The organism is Blastococcus tunisiensis (assembly GCF_900112815.1).
GTDB lineage: Bacteria > Actinomycetota > Actinomycetes > Mycobacteriales > Geodermatophilaceae > Blastococcus_B > Blastococcus_B tunisiensis.
Window position 1 is genome coordinate 24,544 of record NZ_FOND01000022.1, and the last position, 17,884, is coordinate 42,427.

The window sequence follows — 17,884 nt, forward strand, 5'->3', positions numbered from 1 at the left end:
TCGCGGCCGCGACAATCGACGTAGGCGCCCGGCGCGCCCGGCCGTCAACGGCGCAGCGCCGCGTCGAGCCGCGGGTAGACCCGCCGGACGTTGCCCTCGAACACCGCCGTCCGCCCCTCGTCGTCGAGCGCCCCCCTCTCGACGGCGGCCTCGACGTACCGGCGGGTGTCGTCGAAGTGGTGCCCGGTGCGGGGATCGATCCCGCGGACCGCACCCACCATCTCCGAGCCGAAGAGCACGTTGCCGGTGTCGATCACGTCCAGCAGCAGGTCGATGCCCGGCTGGTGGTAGACGCAGGTGTCGAAGAAGACGTTGCCCATCACGTTCGTCTCGACCGGCGGCTGCTTCAGCATGTCGGCCAGCCCGCGGTACCGGCCCCAGTGGTAGGGCACGGCTCCCCCGCCGTGCGGGATCACCAGGCGCAGCTCCGGCAGGTCGGTGAACAGCGAGCCCTGGAGCAGCTGCATGAACGCGGTCGTGTCGGCGTTGATGTAGTAGGCGCCGGTGGCGTGGAAGGCCGGCACCGCGGATGCGGAGACGTGCACCATCGCCGGGACGTCGAGCTCCACCATCGTCTCGTAGAAGGAGTACCAGCTCCGGTCGGTCAGGGGCGGGGAGTCCCAGTGGCCGCCGCTGGGGTCGGGGTTGAGGTTGCAGCCGACGAAGCCGAGCTCCTCGACGCAGCGCCGCAGCTCGGCGACGGAGTTCTCCAGCCCGGACCCGGGCGACTGCGGCAGCTGGGCGACGCCGATGAACCGTTCCGGGTAGAGGTCGACCACCCGGGCGATGAGGTCGTTGCAACGGCGGGCCCACTCGAGGCTGACCGCGGCGTCGCCGACGTGGTGGGCCATCGCCGAGGCTCGCGGGGAGAAGATCGTGAGGTCGATGCCGCGTTCGTCCATGAGCCGCAGCTGGCTGGTCTCGATCGTCTCGCGGATCTCGTCGTCGCTGATGGACGGGTAGGGCGGGGGCGTCGTCCCCGCCTCCCGGGCCGCCACCTGCTGTTCGCGCCACGCGGTGTGCGCGGCCGGCGCGGTCGTGTAGTGCCCGTGGCAGTCGATGATCATCGTCGCTCCGTCCCCCGGTCGCCCGGTGCCGCGTCGCGGAGCTCGACGAGGAGGTCCCGGGCGGCCGGCGCGATGCGCGCGGCCACCCCCAGCTCCTCCAGCTGCTCCGTCGCCGCGCTCATCTCGTCCGCCCGCCGCCGGGCGTGGGTGTGCGTGCCGTCGACCAGCCGCTCGACGGTCCGCTCGTCGAAGCCGGCCAGCTCGGCGGCGATGTTGTCCCGCAGCCAGTCCGCGCAACCGGCCGCCTCGGCGCCGCGCATCGCCTCGACCACGGCGGCGGCCAGCCCCTTGTAGAAGACGCTGCGCAGGAGCTTGCGGGAGATCGCCGTCCCGACCGGCCCGTCCTGCACGGCGACGTCGGCGCCCAGGCCGGCGAGCAGCTCGCGGAAGCGCTCGGCGGCATCGCCGGAGACCAGCATCGGCGTGTGCAGCCCCTTGCCGGGGACCGGCGACATGAGCGCCACGTCGACCACGGGGACGTCCCGCTCGGCGGCCCGCGCCGAGAGCGCCACCTTCAGCCCCGGGCTGGCGGTGTTGAGGTCGGCCCAGAGCGTGCCGGCCCGGAGCCCGGGCAGGGCGTTCTCCAGCGCCGCCATCGCGTCGTGCGAGCTGTTGACGCTCAGCACCACGTCCGCGTCGGCGACCGCCTCGGCCTCCGAGCCCCGCTGCTGGACGCCGTCCACGACGACCGGCAACGGGTCGTACCCGCGCACGTCGGCACCGGCGGCCACCAGGTCGCGGGCGATCTCCGCGCCGGCCTCCCCGAGGCCCAGGACGGCGATCGACGAGGTCACTCGCGGACCTCGACCGGCGGCGTCCCGTGGGTGTGGAAGGTGGAGATCGTCTGCAACCCCCACGCCTGCCCCTTGGCGCGCTCGGCCTCCGACCAGTCGATCGGCTGCCAGTCGGGGGCGAACACCAGCCGGGCGGCCGGGTTGTCCAGCTCGATCCGGTTGCCGGCCGGCTCCCAGACGTAGAGGAAGAAGCTCTGCTGGATCGTGTGCTTGTGCGGCCCGGTCTCGATGTGCACGCCGTGCTCGAGGGCGAGGTCGGCGGCCCGGATGATGTCGTCCCGGCTGTCGACGGCGAAGGAGATGTGGTGCAGCCGGCCCGGCGTGCCGGTCTTGTCCTTGGTCCAGACGGCGTTGTAGCCCTGGTTGGTGAAGGTGGTCCAGGTGCCGGCGATCTCACCGCTGTCCAGCACGATCTGCTCGGTGGTCATCGCCCCGAGGGTGTCGACGAAGAAGTCGCGGTTCTCCTGCGGGTTCACGCCGAGGTAGTTGATGTGGTCGATCCGCCGGACGCTCACGCCGCGGCCGGGGTAGGCCTGCGCCTGGTTCTTCAGCGCGGGCTTCAGGTCGCCCTCCGGCCGGTACCACTCGGTCTCGTAGTAGACGCCCATCTCGTGGCCGTCGGGGTCGGTGAACACGTACACCGGGCCGTAACCGGGGTCGCCGTCCTGCCAGCCCTTGCCCAGCCCGGTCGCCTCGATGGCGGCCACCCGGCGCTGCAGCGCCTCGGGGGTGCTCGCCCGGAAGTTGGTCCGGCCCACGCCCGGCTGCGCGGCGGCGGTGAGCTTGATCGTCGTGTTCTCGTAGTCGTCCCAGGCCCGCAGGAACACCGAGTCGCCGGACGAGCCGTTCTCCGTCATCCCGAGGTAGCGGACGAAGAAGTCCAGGCTCTCCTCGGGCTTGTGCGTCAGCAGCTCGATGTGGGCGAGGTGGGCGATGTCGTGCAGCGGGGGCACGGGGTCTCCTGGGGTCGAGGGGCGGTGCCGGACAGGTTCAGGCGCGCGGGAACGCGGTCCCGTCGAACAGCTTGCGGGCGGTGCGGACGACGCCCGAGCGGACGACGCGGGGCGGGGTGGTGGAGGGGTCGACGGCGACGTCGACGAGCAGGTGCCCGGTCGGGTGCTCCACGTCCACGCGGGAGGTGTCGGCCGGCCAGTCGGCGGTCAGCTCGTGGCCGACGGCGTCGGGCAGCAGCATCCCGGTTACGACGCTGACCGCACCGAGGACGCCGATGGAGGTGTGCGGGCGCACCGGGATGAACGACCGGGTGCAGACCTGCCCGCCGTCGCGCGCGGGTGCGAGCAGCGCCGTCTTCGGCACCGAGGCCGACGACACGTCGCCCATGCCCATCAGCTCCGCGGCCTTGCGGCGGAACGCGTCGATCCGCTGCAGCAGCGCGGTGTCGGCGGCCAGCTCCTCGTGCGACTCGTAGCCCGTCAGGCCGAACGACGTGGCCAGCGCGAGGACGACGGGCATGCCGTTGTCGACGCAGGTGGCCTCGACGCCCTCGATGGTGTCGCGCACGTGGCCGGTGGGCAGCAGGCTGCCGGTCGCCGACCCCTCGGTGTCGGTGAAGGCGAGGACCACCGGCGCCGCGGTCCCCGGCACGCCGGCGATCTCGATGTCGCCGCGGTACTCCACGAGGCCGCCGGGGGTGGGAAAGGTGGCGACGGCGACGCTGTCGGAGTTGACCATGCGGATCCGCACCGCCGTCTCCTCGTCCCCGGCCGGGACCATTCCGCGCTCGACGGCGAAGGGCCCGACGCCGGCCAGGATGTTGCCGCAGTTCTGCCGGTCGCTGACCGTCGCCTCGTCCACCCCCAGCTGCAGGAACAGGTAGTCGACGTCGACCTCGGGGTCGGCCGACGGCGAGACGACCGCGACCTTGCTGGTGAGCGTCGTGGCCCCGCCCAGCCCGTCGATCTGCAGCGGGTCGGGCGTGCCCATCAGCCGCAGCAGCAGGTCGTCGCGCTCGGCCGGGTCGGCGGGCAGGTCCTCCGCCTCGAAGTACAGGCCGCGCGAGGTGCCGCCCCGCAGCATCGTGGCGCGGACACCGGAGTCGTCGTAGCTCATGCGTCCTCCTCCGCGTACGTCGAGTAGGGGACGTACTCGATGCCGAAGTCGCCGAGCCGGTCGCGCAGGCCGTAGCGGTCGAGGCCCAGCTCCCCCTGCTCGAAGGCGGCCCGGCTGGCGGCCTCCTTGTCGATCCGAGCCTGCGAGGCGGTCAGCGCCCGCGGCACGTCGGTGCGCGGCACGACCATCACGCCGTCGTCGTCGGCGACCACGACGTCGCCGGGGTGGATCAGCTGGCCGCCGAGCACGATCGGCACGTTCACCGCCCCGGCGGTGGCCTTCACCGACCCCTGCGCGCTGACCGCCCGGGACCAGGCCGGGAAGCCCATCTCGCGCAGCTCGGCGACGTCGCGCACCCCGCAGCCGAGGATCACGCCGCGCACCCCGCGCTGCGCCAGGGCGGTGGCGAACAGCTCGCCGAAGAGCCCGTCGGTGGAGGGCGAGTTGGTCGCGACGACGAGCACGTCACCGGGCCGGCACTGCTCGACGGCCACGTGGATCATCAGGTTGTCCCCGGGCCAGCACAGCACGGTGACGGCGGTGCCCCCGATCCGCGCCCCGGCCCAGGCGGGCCGGAACTCCGGGCCCAGGTAGCCGACCCGGCCCAGGGCCTCGTGCACGGTGGCGGTGCCGAAGCCGCCGAGCTGCTCGGCGTCCCCCGCGTCGGCGCGCGGTGGGTCGGTGACGACGACGGTCCTCATGCTGGATCTCCGGTCTGCTGGACGGGCTCGGACAGCGCGTCGACGATGCTTCGGACGTGGGCGACGGCGGCCGCCTCGGCCCGCTCGGGGTCGCGGGCGGTGACGGCGTCCACCAGGGCGGTCAGCTCGGCCAGGCTCACCCGGGGGCGTCCGGGGCGGAGCGAGAGCTGGAACTGGTGGCGGACCAGCTGGGCCTGCAGCCGTCCGACCAGCCCCGCCGCGATGGGGTGGCGTGCGGCGTCGTGCACCATGCCGTGCAGCTGCTGGATCAGGTCGGAGTACTTGAGCAGGTCACCGCCGTCGACCGCGTCCGTCATGACCCGCAGGTGGCCGCGCAGGGGGACGATCTCGGCCGGTGTGATGCGCTCGGCGGCCTTGCGGGCCAGGAGGCCCTCCAGGGCCATCCGGCACTCGGTGATCGCGACCGCCTCCGCGGTGGACACGATGCGCACCCGGGCGCCCCGGTGCGGGATCCGCTCGACCAGGCCCTCGGCGATCAGCGCGTCGATCGCCAGCCGCACGGCACTGCGGCTGACCCCGGTCAGGGCGACCAGCTCGGCCTCGACCAGCCGGTGCCCCGGCGGCATGTCACCCCGGGAGATCGCGGCACGGAGGGCGCGCTCCGCCGATTCCTGAGCCGCCGACGCCATGGCAGCACCGTAACCGGGCCGGCGCCGATTGCCAACAATCCTGTCGACGATCCGCACGGTCGCCCGGACGCAGAAAGGGGCGGCCCGTCCGAAGACGAGCCGCCCCTCCGGGTCAGGCCGGGGTCACCCGAAGGATTCCACCGTGTCGTAGCCCTGACCGTTGTACTTCTGCACGTTCACCGTCGACACCGCGGGCTGGTTGTCCTCGGTGGTGGTCACCGAGGTGCCCTCCAGCATGAGCGGCGCCTGGTAGCCCTCGATCGAACGGAGGGCCTCCATGAAGTTCTCCCGGGTCGGCTCGGTCATCTCCTGGAAGGCCTGGTCGAGCGTCGCGCCGACCATCCAGCTCCACTGGCAGTGCGGGAACGCCGGCGGGTCCTGGTAGTCGCCGTACTCCTTGAGGGCCGCGAGGTAGGCCTGCACGTCCTCGTCCTCGGCGAAGGCGGGGCTCTGCGGCGCCTTGGCGAAGGACACGGAGTAGATGCCGGGGAAGGCCTCGGCACCGCCCGGCTGGAGGATCGCCCCCGGGCTCGAGGTGTTCGAGGGCAGGAACCAGCTGGGCAGCCAGTTCAGCTGCTGCGCCTTCTGCAGCGCCGAGATCACCAGCGGGGTGATGGACATGGCGTTGAAGAAGACGTCGGCACCGCTGTTGGCGAGCTCGGTGATCTGCGCGTCGACGGAGGTGTCGGTCGCCTCGTACGTGAGCTCCTCGACGATCTCGATGTTGTCCGCGCCCTCGACGGCGGACTTGAAGCCCTCGACGTAGCCCTCGCCGTAGTCGTCGTTCTGCGACAGGATCGCGACCTTGTGCTCCTCGCCCGATTCCGCGAGCAGCTCGCCGAACGCCTCGCCCTCGTTCTGGTAGATCGGCACGAACCCGAGCTGCCAGGGGCTCTGCTCGGTGTCGCTGAACAGCGGGTCACCGGTCATGATCAGCACCTGCGGCACCTCGTCGGCGATCGCCGCATCGCGCCAGGCGCGGTTGGTCGGCGTGCCCAGGCCGGCGGTCATCGCGAAGACGTCGTTCTTCAGCTGGTCGTAGTTCGCCGCCGCCTGCTGCGGGTCGTAGCCGTCGTCGAGGGCCTCGATCTCGACGGTGCGGGTCTGCCCGTCGCCGAACTCGACGCCGCCCTCGGCGTTCTTCGCGCCGAAGTAGGCCTGGATGCCGGCCACCGTGCAGGTGCCCGGGCCCGCCGTCGCCCCGCTGAGGGGGGTGGTGATGCCGAGCGTGACCGAGTCGTCGGTGATGCCGGGGCTGGGTGCGCCCTCGGCCGCGTCGCCGCCTCGCCCGGCGTCGTTCCCGCCGCAGGCGGTGAGCGTCAGCGCGAGCGCCGACGCCGCGGCGATGCCGACCGCCCGTCGCGATCGAAAGTGCCTGTTCATACGTGACCTTGCCTCTCTGTCTCTGGATTCTCCGTCGCGGAGCCCGACCCAGCGGTCGGCGACGGAGTGGTCGGTGGTGCGGCGGAGCCGCGACCGGCGGTGGAGCGCCGCAGCCCGCGCATGACCGCGCGGGGCAGCGACACGAGGCCACCGGGGAGCACGAACAGGACGGCGAGCAGGAGCGCGCCCTGCAGCAGCGCCGTCAGGCTCGGGTCGATGGCGTTCGTGATGTCGGGGACGACCACGTAGAACGCGCCACCGAGGATCGAGCCCACGATGCTGCCGGCGCCGCCGATCACCATCGCGACGAGCAGCTCGATCGAGTGCCCGAAGCTCATCGTCTCCGGCGACGTGTACTGGACGACGACCATGTACAGGAAGCCGCTGACCCCGCCGATCAGCGACGCGATGGTGAAAGCCAGCACCTTGTAGCGGTAGGGCGAGATCCCCATGGACGACGCCACGTTCTCGTTGCCCTTGACGATCGCGAAGGCCCGGCCGTACTTGCCGCGGACGAGGAGGGACGTCAGCAGGAAGACGATGCCGCCGACGACCAGCACGATGTAGAGCTGCCACTGGTCGTCGTAGAGCCCGCTGCCCTCCGGCGCCTCGACGAAGCGCGCGGACAGGCCCTGCGAACCGCCGGTGTAGTCGCTCAGCCGTTTCGCCAGCGGCACGCCGACGATGGGCAGTGCGACCGTGACCATCGCGATCGCGAGGCCACCCAGGCGGGCGGCGGCGAGGGCCACGACCAGTCCCGCGACAGCGGGGATGAGGCAGGTGAGCGCGAAGACCAGGACGATGTTCCATTCCTGCGAGACGCCGTACGCGGTGACGTACGCGCCGAGACCCAGGAAGAAGATCTGGCCGAGCGAGACCTGCCCGGTGTACCCCATCACCACGTTGAGCCCCAGCACGGCGACGGCGAAGACGCCGATGCGGGCGAGCGTGTCGTTGGTGCTCTCCGTCATCACGAGCGGCAGGACGGCGAGTCCGACCAGGAGCAGCAGCGGAGCTCCCCAGCGCACCCAGGGGCGCTGCTTGAACGACAGGGCGGACGACGACGGGGCGGACGACGTCGAGGCGGACGCCGCCGGGCCGGACGTCTTCGAGGAGGAGGCCATCACACGCGCACCACGGTCTTCCGGCCGAACAGGCCCTGGGGTCGGACGAGGAGGACGACGAAGATGAGGATGAACGGCACGGCGACCTTGAGATCGAAGCCGATGAACGGCACGTACACCGCGGCCAGGTTCTCCAGGACGCCGATGAGCCACGCTGCGATGACGACGCCGAACGGGCTGGTCAGACCGCCGAGGATGACGGCGGCCAGCGCGTACACGAGTGCGTTGTCGAGCATCCCGGGGGTCAGCGTGAGCCGCGGCGCCACGAGCGCGCCGGCGACGGCCCCGAGCACCGCGGCCAGGCCCCAGCCGACCATGAGCAGGCGCCCCACGGGCAGCCCCGAGAAGGCTGCGGACTGCGGGTTGATCGCGACCGCCCGCAGCGCCAGGCCGAGCTTCGTGCGGACGAACAGCAGCTGCAGCAGGATCATCGCCGCGACGATCACCAGCGTGGTGCCGATCGAGCGGACGCTGACCGACACTCCCAGGAACGAGACGGTGTCGAGCGGGAACAGCGACTCGAACTGCTGGTTGTTGTAGCTCCACAGCCACCCGGCGATGCCGGTGATCAGCGTCAGCAGGCCGACGGTGACGACGATGGCGGTGTCGGGGTCGCCACGCTCGAACCTCCGCATCAGCCAGCGCTCGACCGCGGCACCCAGGACGAAGGAGAAGACGATGGACAGCAGGATGGCGACGATCAGGGGCAGGCCCTGGTTCGTCAGCCACCACGCGAAGTACGCGGCGAGCACCGCCATGCCACCCTGCGCGAAGTTGATCAGACCGGTCGCCGAGTGGACGAGCACGATCGCGAGAGCGAGCGCGGCGTAGACCGAGCCGGTGGACAGGCCGTCGACGACGAGTTGGACGAATTTCTCCATGTCAGCCTCCCAGGTAGGCGCGGCGGATCTCGTCCATGCCCCTGAGCTCCGCGGACGTGCCGGTGAGCACGTTCCGCCCGGTCTCCAGGACCGTGGCGCTGTCGACCAGGGTGAAGGCGAGGTTGGCGTTCTGCTCGACCACGAGCATGGCGATGCCGGACTCCGTGCGCAGGCGGTGGATGGCGTCGTAGACGTTCCGCGCGGTGCTCGGCGCGAGGCCGAGCGAGGCCTCGTCGAGGAGCAGCAGCCGCGGCTTGGACATGATCCCCCGGGCCACGGCGAGCATCTGCTGCTCACCACCGGACAGGGCCGACGCGTTCGACGTGATGCGGTCCTGCAGGTTCGGGAACAGGTCGAGGCAGTACTCGATGTCGGTGTCGACCGCCTTGCGGTCCTTGCGCAGGTAGGCGCCGACGCGCAGGTTGTCGCGGACGGTGAGGTCACCGAGCGTGCCGCGCCCCTCGGGGACGTGCGCGATGCCGAGCGCGGCCACCTGGTCGGGCCGCATGCCGCGGATGTCCTTGCCGTCGAAGACGATCCGGCCACCCGTGCGGACGGTGCCGCTGATCGCGCGCAGCGTGGTGGTCTTGCCCGCGCCGTTGGCGCCCAGGATGCCGACGGCCCCCTGGTCCGGGACGCTCAGCGACACCCCGTCGAGCACCTGCACGGACTCGTAGAACGCGGTGACGTCCTCGAGCTCAAGCAGCGTCATCCGCGCCGTCCTTCCCGATGTAGGCCTCGATGACCCGGGGGTCGGACTGCGCCTCGGCGGCCGTCCCCTCCATGAGCTTGGCGCCGTTGTCGAGCACGACGACGTGGTCCGTGAGCGCGGCGATGAGCCCCATGTGGTGCTCCACGATGACGACGGTGATGTCGTCCTCGGCGCGCAGCCGCCGGACGGTGGCGATCAGGTGCTCCACCTCGGCGTGCGGCAGGCCGGCGGCGGGCTCGTCGAGGAGCAGCAGCTGCGGCTTCATCAGCAGCGCGCGGCACAGCTCGACACCCTTGTGCAGACCGTGCGACAGCTCGTCGGCCGGTAGGTGCGCGGCCCAGCCCAGCTCGTTGCGCTCGAGGAGCTCGAGCGCCTCAGCCCGCAGCTCCTTCTCCGCGCGCCGGGTCCGCGGTGTGCGCACCGACCACTCCAGCGCTCCACCGGGCAGCCGGGTGTGCGCACCGAGCAGCACGTTCTCGAGCACCGTCGCGTGCAGCTGCAGCGCCGGGTGCTGGAACGTCCGGGCCAGGCCGTGCCGGGCCAGCGTGGCCGGACGCGCGCCCTGGACCTCGTTGCCGTCGATCCGCACGGTGCCCGACGTGGGCGTGTAGTGCCCGCTGATGCAGTTGAACAACGAGGTCTTGCCCGCACCGTTGGGCCCCACGAGCCCGAAGATCGAGCCCGGCTCGACGGTGAAGCTCACCTCCCGCAGCACCTTGATGCCGCCAAACTGCAGGCTGACGTCCTGCAAGGCCAGCTGAGCCGCCATCGACTGCCTCTCCCGCCGTTGCCACGTTGCTCCGGTGCGCGGACCCCCGGCCCGCCGAGGGACCGTACCCCCCGCCGGAGATCCCGACGACGCGGGCGCAGGAGCGTTGCCGAGCCGTGACCTGGCCGCCCCGGGACCGTGCCGTCGCCCCTCTCCGCCCCGCCCGCCGGCTCCACGGGTGCGCGGCCCGACCCGGGTTGCCCCGCCCACGTCAGCGGATCCGCTCGCCGCGCGGCAGCACCACGGCACCGACCGCGATGAGCCCGGCGAGGCCGGCGAGCAGGGCGGACTGGGCGGTCCCGGCGCCGGCGGCGGCGCCCACCGCCACCACCAGCGGCGGGCCGAGCAGCTGCCCCACGGCCGACCCCTGGGTCACCAGGCCGATGGCCGCACCGGCCGATCCGGTGCCCGCCGACACCGCGGCCAGGCCGGCGAAGAGGGCGGACGGGACAAGTCCCGAGACGAACGAGAACGCGAGCGCCGAGGCGACCCGCACGGCCAGCGGGAGCGCCGGATCGAGGACGCCCCAGACGGTTGCGGCCATGCCGGCAGCCCCTGCGGGGATGAGCCACCGCAGCGGCGCCCCCCGGTGCAGCAGGTAGGCCCCGAGCAGGTTGCCGGGCGCGTTCACGAGGAACACCACGGCGCCGACCAGCCCCGCGGCGCCGACGGACAGCCCGTCGCCGGCCACCAGCGTCGCCGGCAGCAGCCCGACCACGGCCAGGTACTGACCGGCGTAGAGGCAGAAGACGGCGGTGATGATCACGACGGACGGTGAGCGCAACGCCCCCAGGAGCCCACCGATCGACGGCCGCCCCCGGCCCGCGGGGGACGGCACCCGGCGCAGGACCACGAGCAGGACGAGCGCCGCCAGCCCGGCGTCGACCACGGACGCGCCCCGCCAGCCCACGAGCCCGATCGCGGACGGCACGAGCAGTGCCGCCAGGCCCGAGCCCACCGGCATGTAGGCGCCCCAGGTCCCGGCCACGAGCCGCCGGTGCGTCGGCGCGGACACCTCCGCCAGCAGTGGCGGCGCGGCGAGGATGACCATCACCAGGCCAAGCCCCTCCGCGACCCGGGCGACCAGCAGGCCCGTCAGGGAGCCGACCACCGCACCGCCGAGGTCGGCGGCGACGATCGCCAGCAGCCCCAACCGGACCTGGCGGCCGAACCCGAGGGTCTGGCCCAGCCAGCCCAGCAGGACGCCGCCGGCGGCTCCGAGCGCGCTGACCGTCGACAGGTACCAGGCGGCGGTGGACGGACTCAGCCCGAAGTCGTCCTGGAGGACCGGCAGCGCGGCCGCGGCGCCGCCGATCTGCGCGGCGGCGACCACCCCGGCGCCCATGAGGCCGGCCACGGCGCCCCACGACGTCCGGCCCGGCCCGGTCCCGGCCGGGGACCGGGTGCCCTGACCGGCGGCTCGACGCGCCATCCCTGCCCCTTCCGTGGTCCGCCCGCGCCACTCTCACCGACCGGGGCGCCGGCGTCGCGCCGGGACCCCCGGGTCACCCCCGAGATACGTCAAATGACGCAGCTGTCCCGTCATCCGACGCACGTCCGGACGGCCGCAATGGCCGCGTCAGGGTGACGGATGGCCGTGTGCCGGAACGCGGCGGCCGCTCTACGCTGCAGGACGAGGAGTGGCGTGGGCCACTGGACCGTTCACCCCACCCGCAAGCCGGCCGCTTCCCGGCCCCAGCCGTCTCCCACGGGGGCGGACCGAAGAAGAAATCCACTCGAGGACGGATGCACATGACCGCGAAGAACCTGCAGGAGCTGCTCGACCAGACCGGTGACACCGTCGGCATGCTGCGCGACTCCCAGCTGGGCACCTACATCTACCCGGTCGTGCCCTCGGAGTTCACCAACTGGCGCCGGGAGCAGAAGGCATGGCAGCAGACCGCCGTGCTCTTCGACCAGACCCACCACATGTTCAACCTGTTCATGCGCGGCCCGGACGCGATCAAGCTGATCTCCGACACCGGCATCAACAGCGTGGCCAACTTCCCGGTGAACATGGCCAAGCAGTTCGTCCCCGTCACCCCCGCGGGCAACGTGATCGGCGACGGCATCCTCTTCCGCCTCGACGAGGAGGAGTACGTCTACGTCGGCCGCGCCCCCGGCGCCAACTGGCTGCAGTTCCAGGGCCAGACCGGCGGCTACGACGTCGAGATCCGCAACGACCCCCGGTCGCCGTCGCGGCCGTACGGCAAGGCCGTCACCCGTGACCTGTGGCGCTTCCAGATCCAGGGCCCGAACGCCTGGCCGATCATCGAGAAGCTCCACGGCGGCGAGCTCGAGCAGCTGAAGTTCTTCCGGATGAGCACCATGAACATCGCCGGCGAGACCGTGCGCACGCTGCGGCACGGCATGGCCGGTGCGCCGGGCCTGGAGATCTGGGGCCCCTACGAGAGCTACGACCGGATCCGCGAGGCCATCCTCGAGGCCGGCCAGGAGTTCGGCATCGAGCCCGTGGGCTCCCGCGCCTACTCCACCAACACGCTCGAGTCCGGCTGGATCCCCTCGCCGCTGCCGGCCATCTACACCGGTGAGGAGATGCGCCCGTACCGCGAGTGGCTGGGCGCCGACAGCTACGAGGCGACCAACGCCATCGCCGGCAGCTTCGTGTCCGACGACATCGAGGACTACTACACCAACCCGTGGAACCTCGGGTACGGCTCCTTCGTGAAGTTCGACCACGACTTCATCGGCCGGGACGCCCTCGAGGCCCTGGACAAGGATGCCCAGCGCCGCAAGGTCACCCTGGAGTGGAACTCCGACGACCTCGCCACGCTGCTGTCCTCCCCCGTCGAGGGGGCGAAGTACCAGTTCTTCGACCTGCCCAACGCCAACTACGGGTCGTCGAACTTCGACAAGGTCGTCGACGCCGACGGCACGCTGCTGGGCATGTCGATGTTCACCGGCATCTCGGCCAACGAGCAGAAGGGCCTGTCCCTGGCCACGATCAGCCCCGACGTGCCGCACGGCGCCGAGGTGAAGGTCGTCTGGGGCGAGCCCGACGGCGGCAGCAAGAAGACGACCGTCGAGCCGCACGAGCAGTTCGAGGTCCGCGCGATCGTCAGCCCGGTCCCCTACGCGAAGATGGCCCGGGAGACCTACCAGGGCGGCTGGCGCACCGTCGGCAAGGCCTGACACCTGCATCGCGGCCGTGGCCGGGCGAGGGAACTCCTCGCCCGGCCACAGCCGTCTCCGGCCCCCGGACCGGCCCGCGATAGGTCAGATGTCGCGCACCGGCTCCGCCCCGGTGGCCCGGGAAGCCGGTCATCCGCGTGATCCGCGGCACAGCCGGACCCCATAGCGTCGGGTCGACCGCCGCAGCAGGCCCGTCCGGCCGCGCGGTGCTCCCCCACGGTCAGGCAGCCGCCTGACCACCCCGCGTCGAGAGGCCCCGTCCGTCATGTCCTCCGAGAGTCTGGCCGCGGCGCTCGCCCGCGCCGGCAGCCCCGTCGAACTGCTGCGGAACCTCAGCTTCCCGCCGAGCACGTTCCCGGTGCAGCCCGAGTTCACCAACTGGCGCTCCGAGCAGCGGGCGTGGGTGGAGACCTGCGCCCTGCTGGACCAGTCGCACCACATGACCGACCTCTTCCTCGAGGGCCCGGACGCCCTGCGCCTGCTCAGCGACGTCGGCGTCAACAGCTTCGCCGGGTTCGGCGTCGGCAAGGCCAAGCAGTTCGTCGCGGTGAACCCCGACGGCCACCTGATGGGCGACGCCATCCTCTTCCACCTCGAGGAGGAGCTGTTCGACCTCGTGGGGCACCCGATGGTCCTGGACTGGGTCACCTTCAACCTCGAGCGCGGCGACTACGCGGTCACCGCCGAGCGCGACGACAACTCCGCCGTCCGCGCGTCCGGCCCTCCGCGGCTCTACCGCTACGAGCTGCAGGGGCCGACCGCCGCCGCACTCATGGAAGCGGTCACCGGCGCCCCGCTGCCGGACGTGAAGTTCTTCCACATGGCCGAGTTCAGCATCGCCGGACGCCGCGTGCGCGGCCTGCGGCACGGCATGGCCGGCCAGCCGGGCTTCGAGCTGTTCGGCCCCTGGGAGGACGGCGACACGATCCTCGACGCCCTGCTCACCGCGGGCGCCGACCACGGCCTCGTGCGGGTGGGCGCCAAGGCGTACTCGACCGCGAACCTCGAGTCCGGCTGGGTCCCGGCGCCGCTGCCCGCGCTCTTCTCCGACGACCCGCTCATGCAGGAGTACCGGGAGTGGCTCCCGGCCGCGAAGGTGGGCTCCATCGGCGGCAGCCACGACTCCGCCGACATCGGCGACTACTACCTGACGCCCTACGACATCGGGTACGGCAAGACGATCCGGTTCGACCACGACTTCATCGGCCGGGCGGCGCTCGAGCGGCTGGCCGAGGCACCGAAGCGGCAGAAGGTCACGCTGGTCTGGAACGCCGACGACGTGACCGCGGCGGTCGGTTCGCTGTACCGGCCCGGCCCGGGTGCGAAGTACATCGAGATGCCCAAGGCCCGCTACGCCACCCACCACGAGGACGCGGTGCTCGTGGACGGGCGCCCGGTCGGCATCTCCCTGGACTGCGGCTACCTGGCCAACGCGCGGGTCATGGCCTCGCTGGCCACCCTCGACGCCGAATACGCCGCGCCCGGGACCGAGGTCACCGTGGTGTGGGGCGAGCATCCCGTCTCGGCCAAGCCGGCGGTCGAGCCGCACGAGCAGGTGCAGATCCGGGCCACCGTGGCGCCCGTCCCGTTCGTCGACTTCGCCCGGGAGAACTACCGGACCGGCTGACCCGCGCCACCGGCCGATCGCCGCGGCCCGCTCCTCCCCCGGGGGCGGGCCGCCGCGGGTCCGGGCGCTGCACTCCCCCGCAGCAACGCCGAGGCCCCGGGAGGAACTCCTCCCGGGGCCTCGACGGCGGTGCTCAGGCGCGCTGCGGGAGCCGGTTGTCGAACAGCGCGATACCGGCCGCGGTGTTGGACGCCGGCACGAAGTAGTCCGAGTGGATCCTGGTGACCTGCTCGTTCATCGCGCCCCGCATGATCAGCCACATGATCAGCTCGATGCCCTCCGAGCCGGCCTGGCGGATGAGCTCCTCGCGGGACATCCCGGCGAGGGCGTCCGGATCCGTCTCGATCTTCTCCATCCACAGGGCGTCGAAGTCGGGGTTGATGAAGCCGGCACGGGCGCCGGCGAGCTGGTGGGACATGCCCCCGGTGCCCAGGACGCCGACCGTGATGTCCTTCGGGTAGCTCCGGATCGCCCGGCCGAGCGCCTTGCCGAGGGCGAAGCACCGGGCGGCCGTCGGCTGCGGGTACTGGATGACGTTGACCAGCAGCGGGATGACCGGGCAGGGCCAGGAGTCCCCCGGATCCGGCGTCCAGACCGACAGCGGCACGGTGAACCCGTGGTCGACGTGCAGTTCCTGGAAGACCGTGAGGTCGAACTCCTCGTCCACCAGGCTCTCCACCAGGTGGAAGGAGAACTCGGGATCGCCGACGACGTCGGGCACCGGCCGGCGCCCGAACCCTTCGTCCGCCACCTCGTACCGCTCGGCGGTGCCCAGCCCGAAGGTCGGGACGAAGTCCAGGTCGATGCCGTTGGCGTGGTCGTTGTAGACCACGATCGCGACGTCCGGCCGGTGCTCGGCCAGCCACGCCCGCGCCGGCGCGTAGCCGTCGAACAGCGCCTTCCACGCCGGGTCGTCGGCCTTCCCCCGGTCCATCGCCGCACCGATCGACGGCACGTGCGAGGTCGCCAGACCCCAGATCACCTCAGCCATCCCGGCGTCCCCCAGCGCGCATCGCGGCGAGGAACTCGTCCTCGCCCATCCCGGTGAACACGCCACCCAGGTACTGCATCGACCGGCCGTCCATCATCGCCAGCTTGTACACGTAGAAGATGCTGCCCCCGAGGTCGATCATCGCCTGCCAGTCGCGGTCCAGGACCGCCTGCTGCTGCTCCGGCGTCAGCCCGAACTCCTGGCAGTAGGCGGCCTCGTCGGCCAGGAAGCGCTCCCGGTTCTGCGCGGTGCGCAGGCTCATGAACAACTTGTTCATGCGCAGCCCCCGGCGGCTGGTCTGCCCGTCGAAGACCGGGGTGCCCGGCAGGTCGAATCGGCTGGGAGGGGTCTCCGAGCTCATGGCTGGCTGTTCCCTTCTGGCATCCCGGGAGGCAGCGAGAGTGCCGCCCGGCGCGGTCACGTGCGCTCCTGGGGGTGGGTGGCGAGCGCCTCGACGTGGACGTCGAGCCACGGGGCCATCGGCAGCGACATCAGGGCGTCGTGCAGCGCGGCGGGGTCCGCGGCCTCGTAGAGGCCGATGGTCGCGTTCCGGCCGGGCACCCGCCACAGCCGCTTGAGCACCCCGTCGGCGCGCAGCTCCATCGCCCGGGCGCGCTCGCCGGCCCGCAGCTCCTCCCGCCGCTCGGCCGGGGTGTCGGCCGGCAGCCGGTTCTCCGACCGGACCAGGAACTCCATCTCAGATCCCTTCGCTCGCGATGTCCACCAGCACCGCGGCCAGCTCGGCCGGCGCGGTGACCATGGCCTCGTGCCCGGTCTCCAGCTCGTGCACCGGCCACTGCCGCGCCCGGGCGCGGTCGGCCTGAGCGGCGAAGACCCGCATCCAGCTGACGCACTCGACGAACGCGGCGGGCACGTCGTCGACCGCGCCGGTCAGCCGCAGCGGGTCGGTGTAGGTCTTCCAGGGGTGCGGGGTGAGCTTCGGGCTCAGCCAGTCCAGGTCGGCCTGCTCGGTCACGCCCAGCACGGACAGCTTGCGGACCGGCACCAGCCAGCCGAACCCCTGCCCGGCCGCGGACTCCGCCCAGTGGTGCTCGACGGTCTCGGGCAGCAGGTCCCGCGCCGCCTCGCCGTCGGCGCCCACGAACGCGTCCAGGTAGACCCGGCGGGCGATCGCCCCGGGACGGCGGTCGGCGACCGCGGTCACGACCTGCCCGGCGTAGCTGTGCCCCACCAGGACGACGTCGGTGAGCCCGAGGACGTCGATCAGCCGGACCACGTCCTCGACGTGGGTCTCCAGGCCGACGAGCGGTGAGAGCAGGTGCGCCCGTTCCGACAGCCCGGTGAGCGTCGGCGCGTGCACCTCGTGGCCGGCGTCCCGCAGCCGGGGGGCCACCCGGTCCCAGCACCATCCGCCGTGCCAGGCACCGTGCACGAGGACGAACGTGGCCATGTCTCTCCTCCTCGGGCAGCGCAGGGGTCGGCGTGGCACCTCTGTGCCCAGCCACCCGTCACGCTAGGCATGGCCGCGGCGGGCGGGATCGGCCCGATGTCACGACGCCGCGTCCGATGCTGCAGCACCCCCCTACGTCATCCGTCGTGACCCCCACCCCCCAGGGTGAGGTCCGGCTCAGAGGTCGAGGACGAGCCGCCGCGTCGTCGCCCGGGACACGCAGATCATCATCGTCTCCCCGACCAGGCGCTCCTCCCCCGTCAGGACGCCGTCCCGGTGGTCGGGCTCGCCTTCGTAGACCCGCGTCTCGCAGGCGCCGCAGCGGCCGTCGGCGCAGGCGGACGGCACCTCGAGGCCCGTCCGTCGCACGGCCTCGAGGATCGAGGTGTCGGCCGGGACGGCCAGGACGATCCCGGCGGCGGCGCAGACGACCTGCAGCGGGGTGACGTCCGGAGCGGGCTCAGGAGCAGCGGGCACGCGGGCCTCCCTCTGTCGTGCGGGCGGACCGCGGACGAGGACGTCGGCGCCCGACCGACAGCCACGCTAGGGCG

19 protein-coding genes are annotated in these 17,884 nt (G+C 72.2%); 2 read left to right on the top strand and 17 right to left on the bottom strand.

Annotation, left to right across the window (positions count from 1 at the left end; translation table 11 throughout):
- Nucleotides 1-44: 44 nt before the first annotated feature.
- The 12 genes from BM142_RS20655 to BM142_RS20710 all read right to left on the bottom strand — a co-directional run bounded on the left by BM142_RS20655 (nt 45) and on the right by BM142_RS20710 (nt 11,583).
- A complete protein-coding gene (locus BM142_RS20655; RefSeq protein ID WP_092202805.1) occupies nt 45-1,067 on the bottom strand; it encodes an amidohydrolase family protein in 1,023 nt (340 codons plus the stop codon).
- The gene (locus tag BM142_RS20660; RefSeq protein ID WP_092202807.1) at nt 1,064-1,861 is read right to left on the bottom strand and encodes a DUF1932 domain-containing protein; all 798 of its coding nucleotides are present in this window, start codon (nt 1,859-1,861) and stop codon (nt 1,064-1,066) included. The genes BM142_RS20655 and BM142_RS20660 overlap by 4 nt, the downstream gene beginning before the upstream one ends.
- A complete protein-coding gene (locus BM142_RS20665; RefSeq protein WP_092202809.1) occupies nt 1,858-2,814 on the bottom strand; it encodes a VOC family protein in 957 nt (318 codons plus the stop codon). The genes BM142_RS20660 and BM142_RS20665 overlap by 4 nt, the downstream gene beginning before the upstream one ends.
- A 37-nt stretch (nt 2,815-2,851) precedes the next feature.
- Nucleotides 2,852-3,931 carry a 4-oxalomesaconate tautomerase gene (locus BM142_RS20670; RefSeq protein ID WP_092202811.1) on the bottom strand — a complete coding sequence of 360 codons (1,080 nt, stop codon included), beginning with the start codon at nt 3,929-3,931 and terminating at the stop codon, nt 2,852-2,854.
- Nucleotides 3,928-4,632 (bottom strand): 4-carboxy-4-hydroxy-2-oxoadipate aldolase/oxaloacetate decarboxylase, encoded by a 705-nt coding sequence (locus tag BM142_RS20675; RefSeq protein WP_092202813.1) that lies wholly within the window; start codon nt 4,630-4,632, stop codon nt 3,928-3,930. The genes BM142_RS20670 and BM142_RS20675 overlap by 4 nt, the downstream gene beginning before the upstream one ends.
- Complete coding sequence (locus BM142_RS20680; RefSeq protein ID WP_092202815.1) at nt 4,629-5,282, bottom strand: GntR family transcriptional regulator; 654 nt, start codon at nt 5,280-5,282, stop codon at nt 4,629-4,631. Before BM142_RS20680 ends, BM142_RS20675 begins: the two co-directional genes overlap by 4 nt.
- Before the next feature lie 123 nt (nt 5,283-5,405).
- On the bottom strand, nt 5,406-6,665 hold the full coding sequence (locus tag BM142_RS20685; RefSeq protein WP_092202817.1) for an ABC transporter substrate-binding protein: 1,260 nt from the start codon (nt 6,663-6,665) through the stop codon (nt 5,406-5,408).
- Nucleotides 6,662-7,789 carry a branched-chain amino acid ABC transporter permease gene (locus tag BM142_RS20690; RefSeq protein WP_092202819.1) on the bottom strand — a complete coding sequence of 376 codons (1,128 nt, stop codon included), beginning with the start codon at nt 7,787-7,789 and terminating at the stop codon, nt 6,662-6,664. The genes BM142_RS20685 and BM142_RS20690 overlap by 4 nt, the downstream gene beginning before the upstream one ends.
- The gene (locus tag BM142_RS20695) at nt 7,789-8,670 is read right to left on the bottom strand and encodes a branched-chain amino acid ABC transporter permease (RefSeq protein ID WP_092202821.1); all 882 of its coding nucleotides are present in this window, start codon (nt 8,668-8,670) and stop codon (nt 7,789-7,791) included. Before BM142_RS20695 ends, BM142_RS20690 begins: the two co-directional genes overlap by 1 nt.
- A gap of 1 nt (nt 8,671) precedes the next feature.
- The gene (locus tag BM142_RS20700) at nt 8,672-9,382 is read right to left on the bottom strand and encodes an ABC transporter ATP-binding protein (RefSeq protein ID WP_092202823.1); all 711 of its coding nucleotides are present in this window, start codon (nt 9,380-9,382) and stop codon (nt 8,672-8,674) included.
- A complete protein-coding gene (locus BM142_RS20705) occupies nt 9,369-10,151 on the bottom strand; it encodes an ABC transporter ATP-binding protein (protein ID WP_092202825.1) in 783 nt (260 codons plus the stop codon). Before BM142_RS20705 ends, BM142_RS20700 begins: the two co-directional genes overlap by 14 nt.
- A gap of 211 nt (nt 10,152-10,362) precedes the next feature.
- A complete protein-coding gene (locus BM142_RS20710; RefSeq protein ID WP_092202827.1) occupies nt 10,363-11,583 on the bottom strand; it encodes an MFS transporter in 1,221 nt (406 codons plus the stop codon).
- A 320-nt stretch (nt 11,584-11,903) separates the two neighbouring features.
- Here BM142_RS20710 and ligM point away from each other — a divergent pair, with 320 nt between their 5' ends.
- Both ligM and BM142_RS20720 read left to right on the top strand, forming a co-directional pair.
- Nucleotides 11,904-13,304: a vanillate/3-O-methylgallate O-demethylase gene (ligM, locus tag BM142_RS20715; RefSeq protein ID WP_092202829.1), complete on the top strand. Its 1,401-nt coding sequence runs from the start codon at nt 11,904-11,906 to the stop codon at nt 13,302-13,304.
- A gap of 265 nt (nt 13,305-13,569) precedes the next feature.
- On the top strand, nt 13,570-14,931 hold the full coding sequence (locus tag BM142_RS20720) for an aminomethyltransferase family protein (protein ID WP_092202831.1): 1,362 nt from the start codon (nt 13,570-13,572) through the stop codon (nt 14,929-14,931).
- Nucleotides 14,932-15,064: 133 nt separating this feature from the next.
- Here BM142_RS20720 and BM142_RS20725 read toward each other — a convergent pair whose 3' ends face one another.
- From BM142_RS20725 to BM142_RS20745, 5 genes are all read right to left on the bottom strand, one after another.
- Entirely contained in the window at nt 15,065-15,922 is an 858-nt protein-coding gene (locus tag BM142_RS20725) for a class III extradiol dioxygenase family protein (RefSeq protein WP_092202833.1), read from the bottom strand.
- A complete protein-coding gene (gene ligA / locus BM142_RS20730; protein ID WP_092202835.1) occupies nt 15,915-16,283 on the bottom strand; it encodes a protocatechuate 4,5-dioxygenase subunit alpha in 369 nt (122 codons plus the stop codon). Before ligA ends, BM142_RS20725 begins: the two co-directional genes overlap by 8 nt.
- Before the next feature lie 56 nt (nt 16,284-16,339).
- Entirely contained in the window at nt 16,340-16,618 is a 279-nt protein-coding gene (locus tag BM142_RS20735) for a muconolactone Delta-isomerase family protein (protein WP_092202837.1), read from the bottom strand.
- Between the two features lies 1 nt (nt 16,619).
- Nucleotides 16,620-17,333: an alpha/beta hydrolase gene (locus BM142_RS20740; RefSeq protein ID WP_092202839.1), complete on the bottom strand. Its 714-nt coding sequence runs from the start codon at nt 17,331-17,333 to the stop codon at nt 16,620-16,622.
- 177 nt (nt 17,334-17,510) lie between these two features.
- The gene (locus BM142_RS20745; protein WP_092202841.1) at nt 17,511-17,810 is read right to left on the bottom strand and encodes a 2Fe-2S iron-sulfur cluster-binding protein; all 300 of its coding nucleotides are present in this window, start codon (nt 17,808-17,810) and stop codon (nt 17,511-17,513) included.
- Nucleotides 17,811-17,884 lie beyond the last annotated feature (74 nt).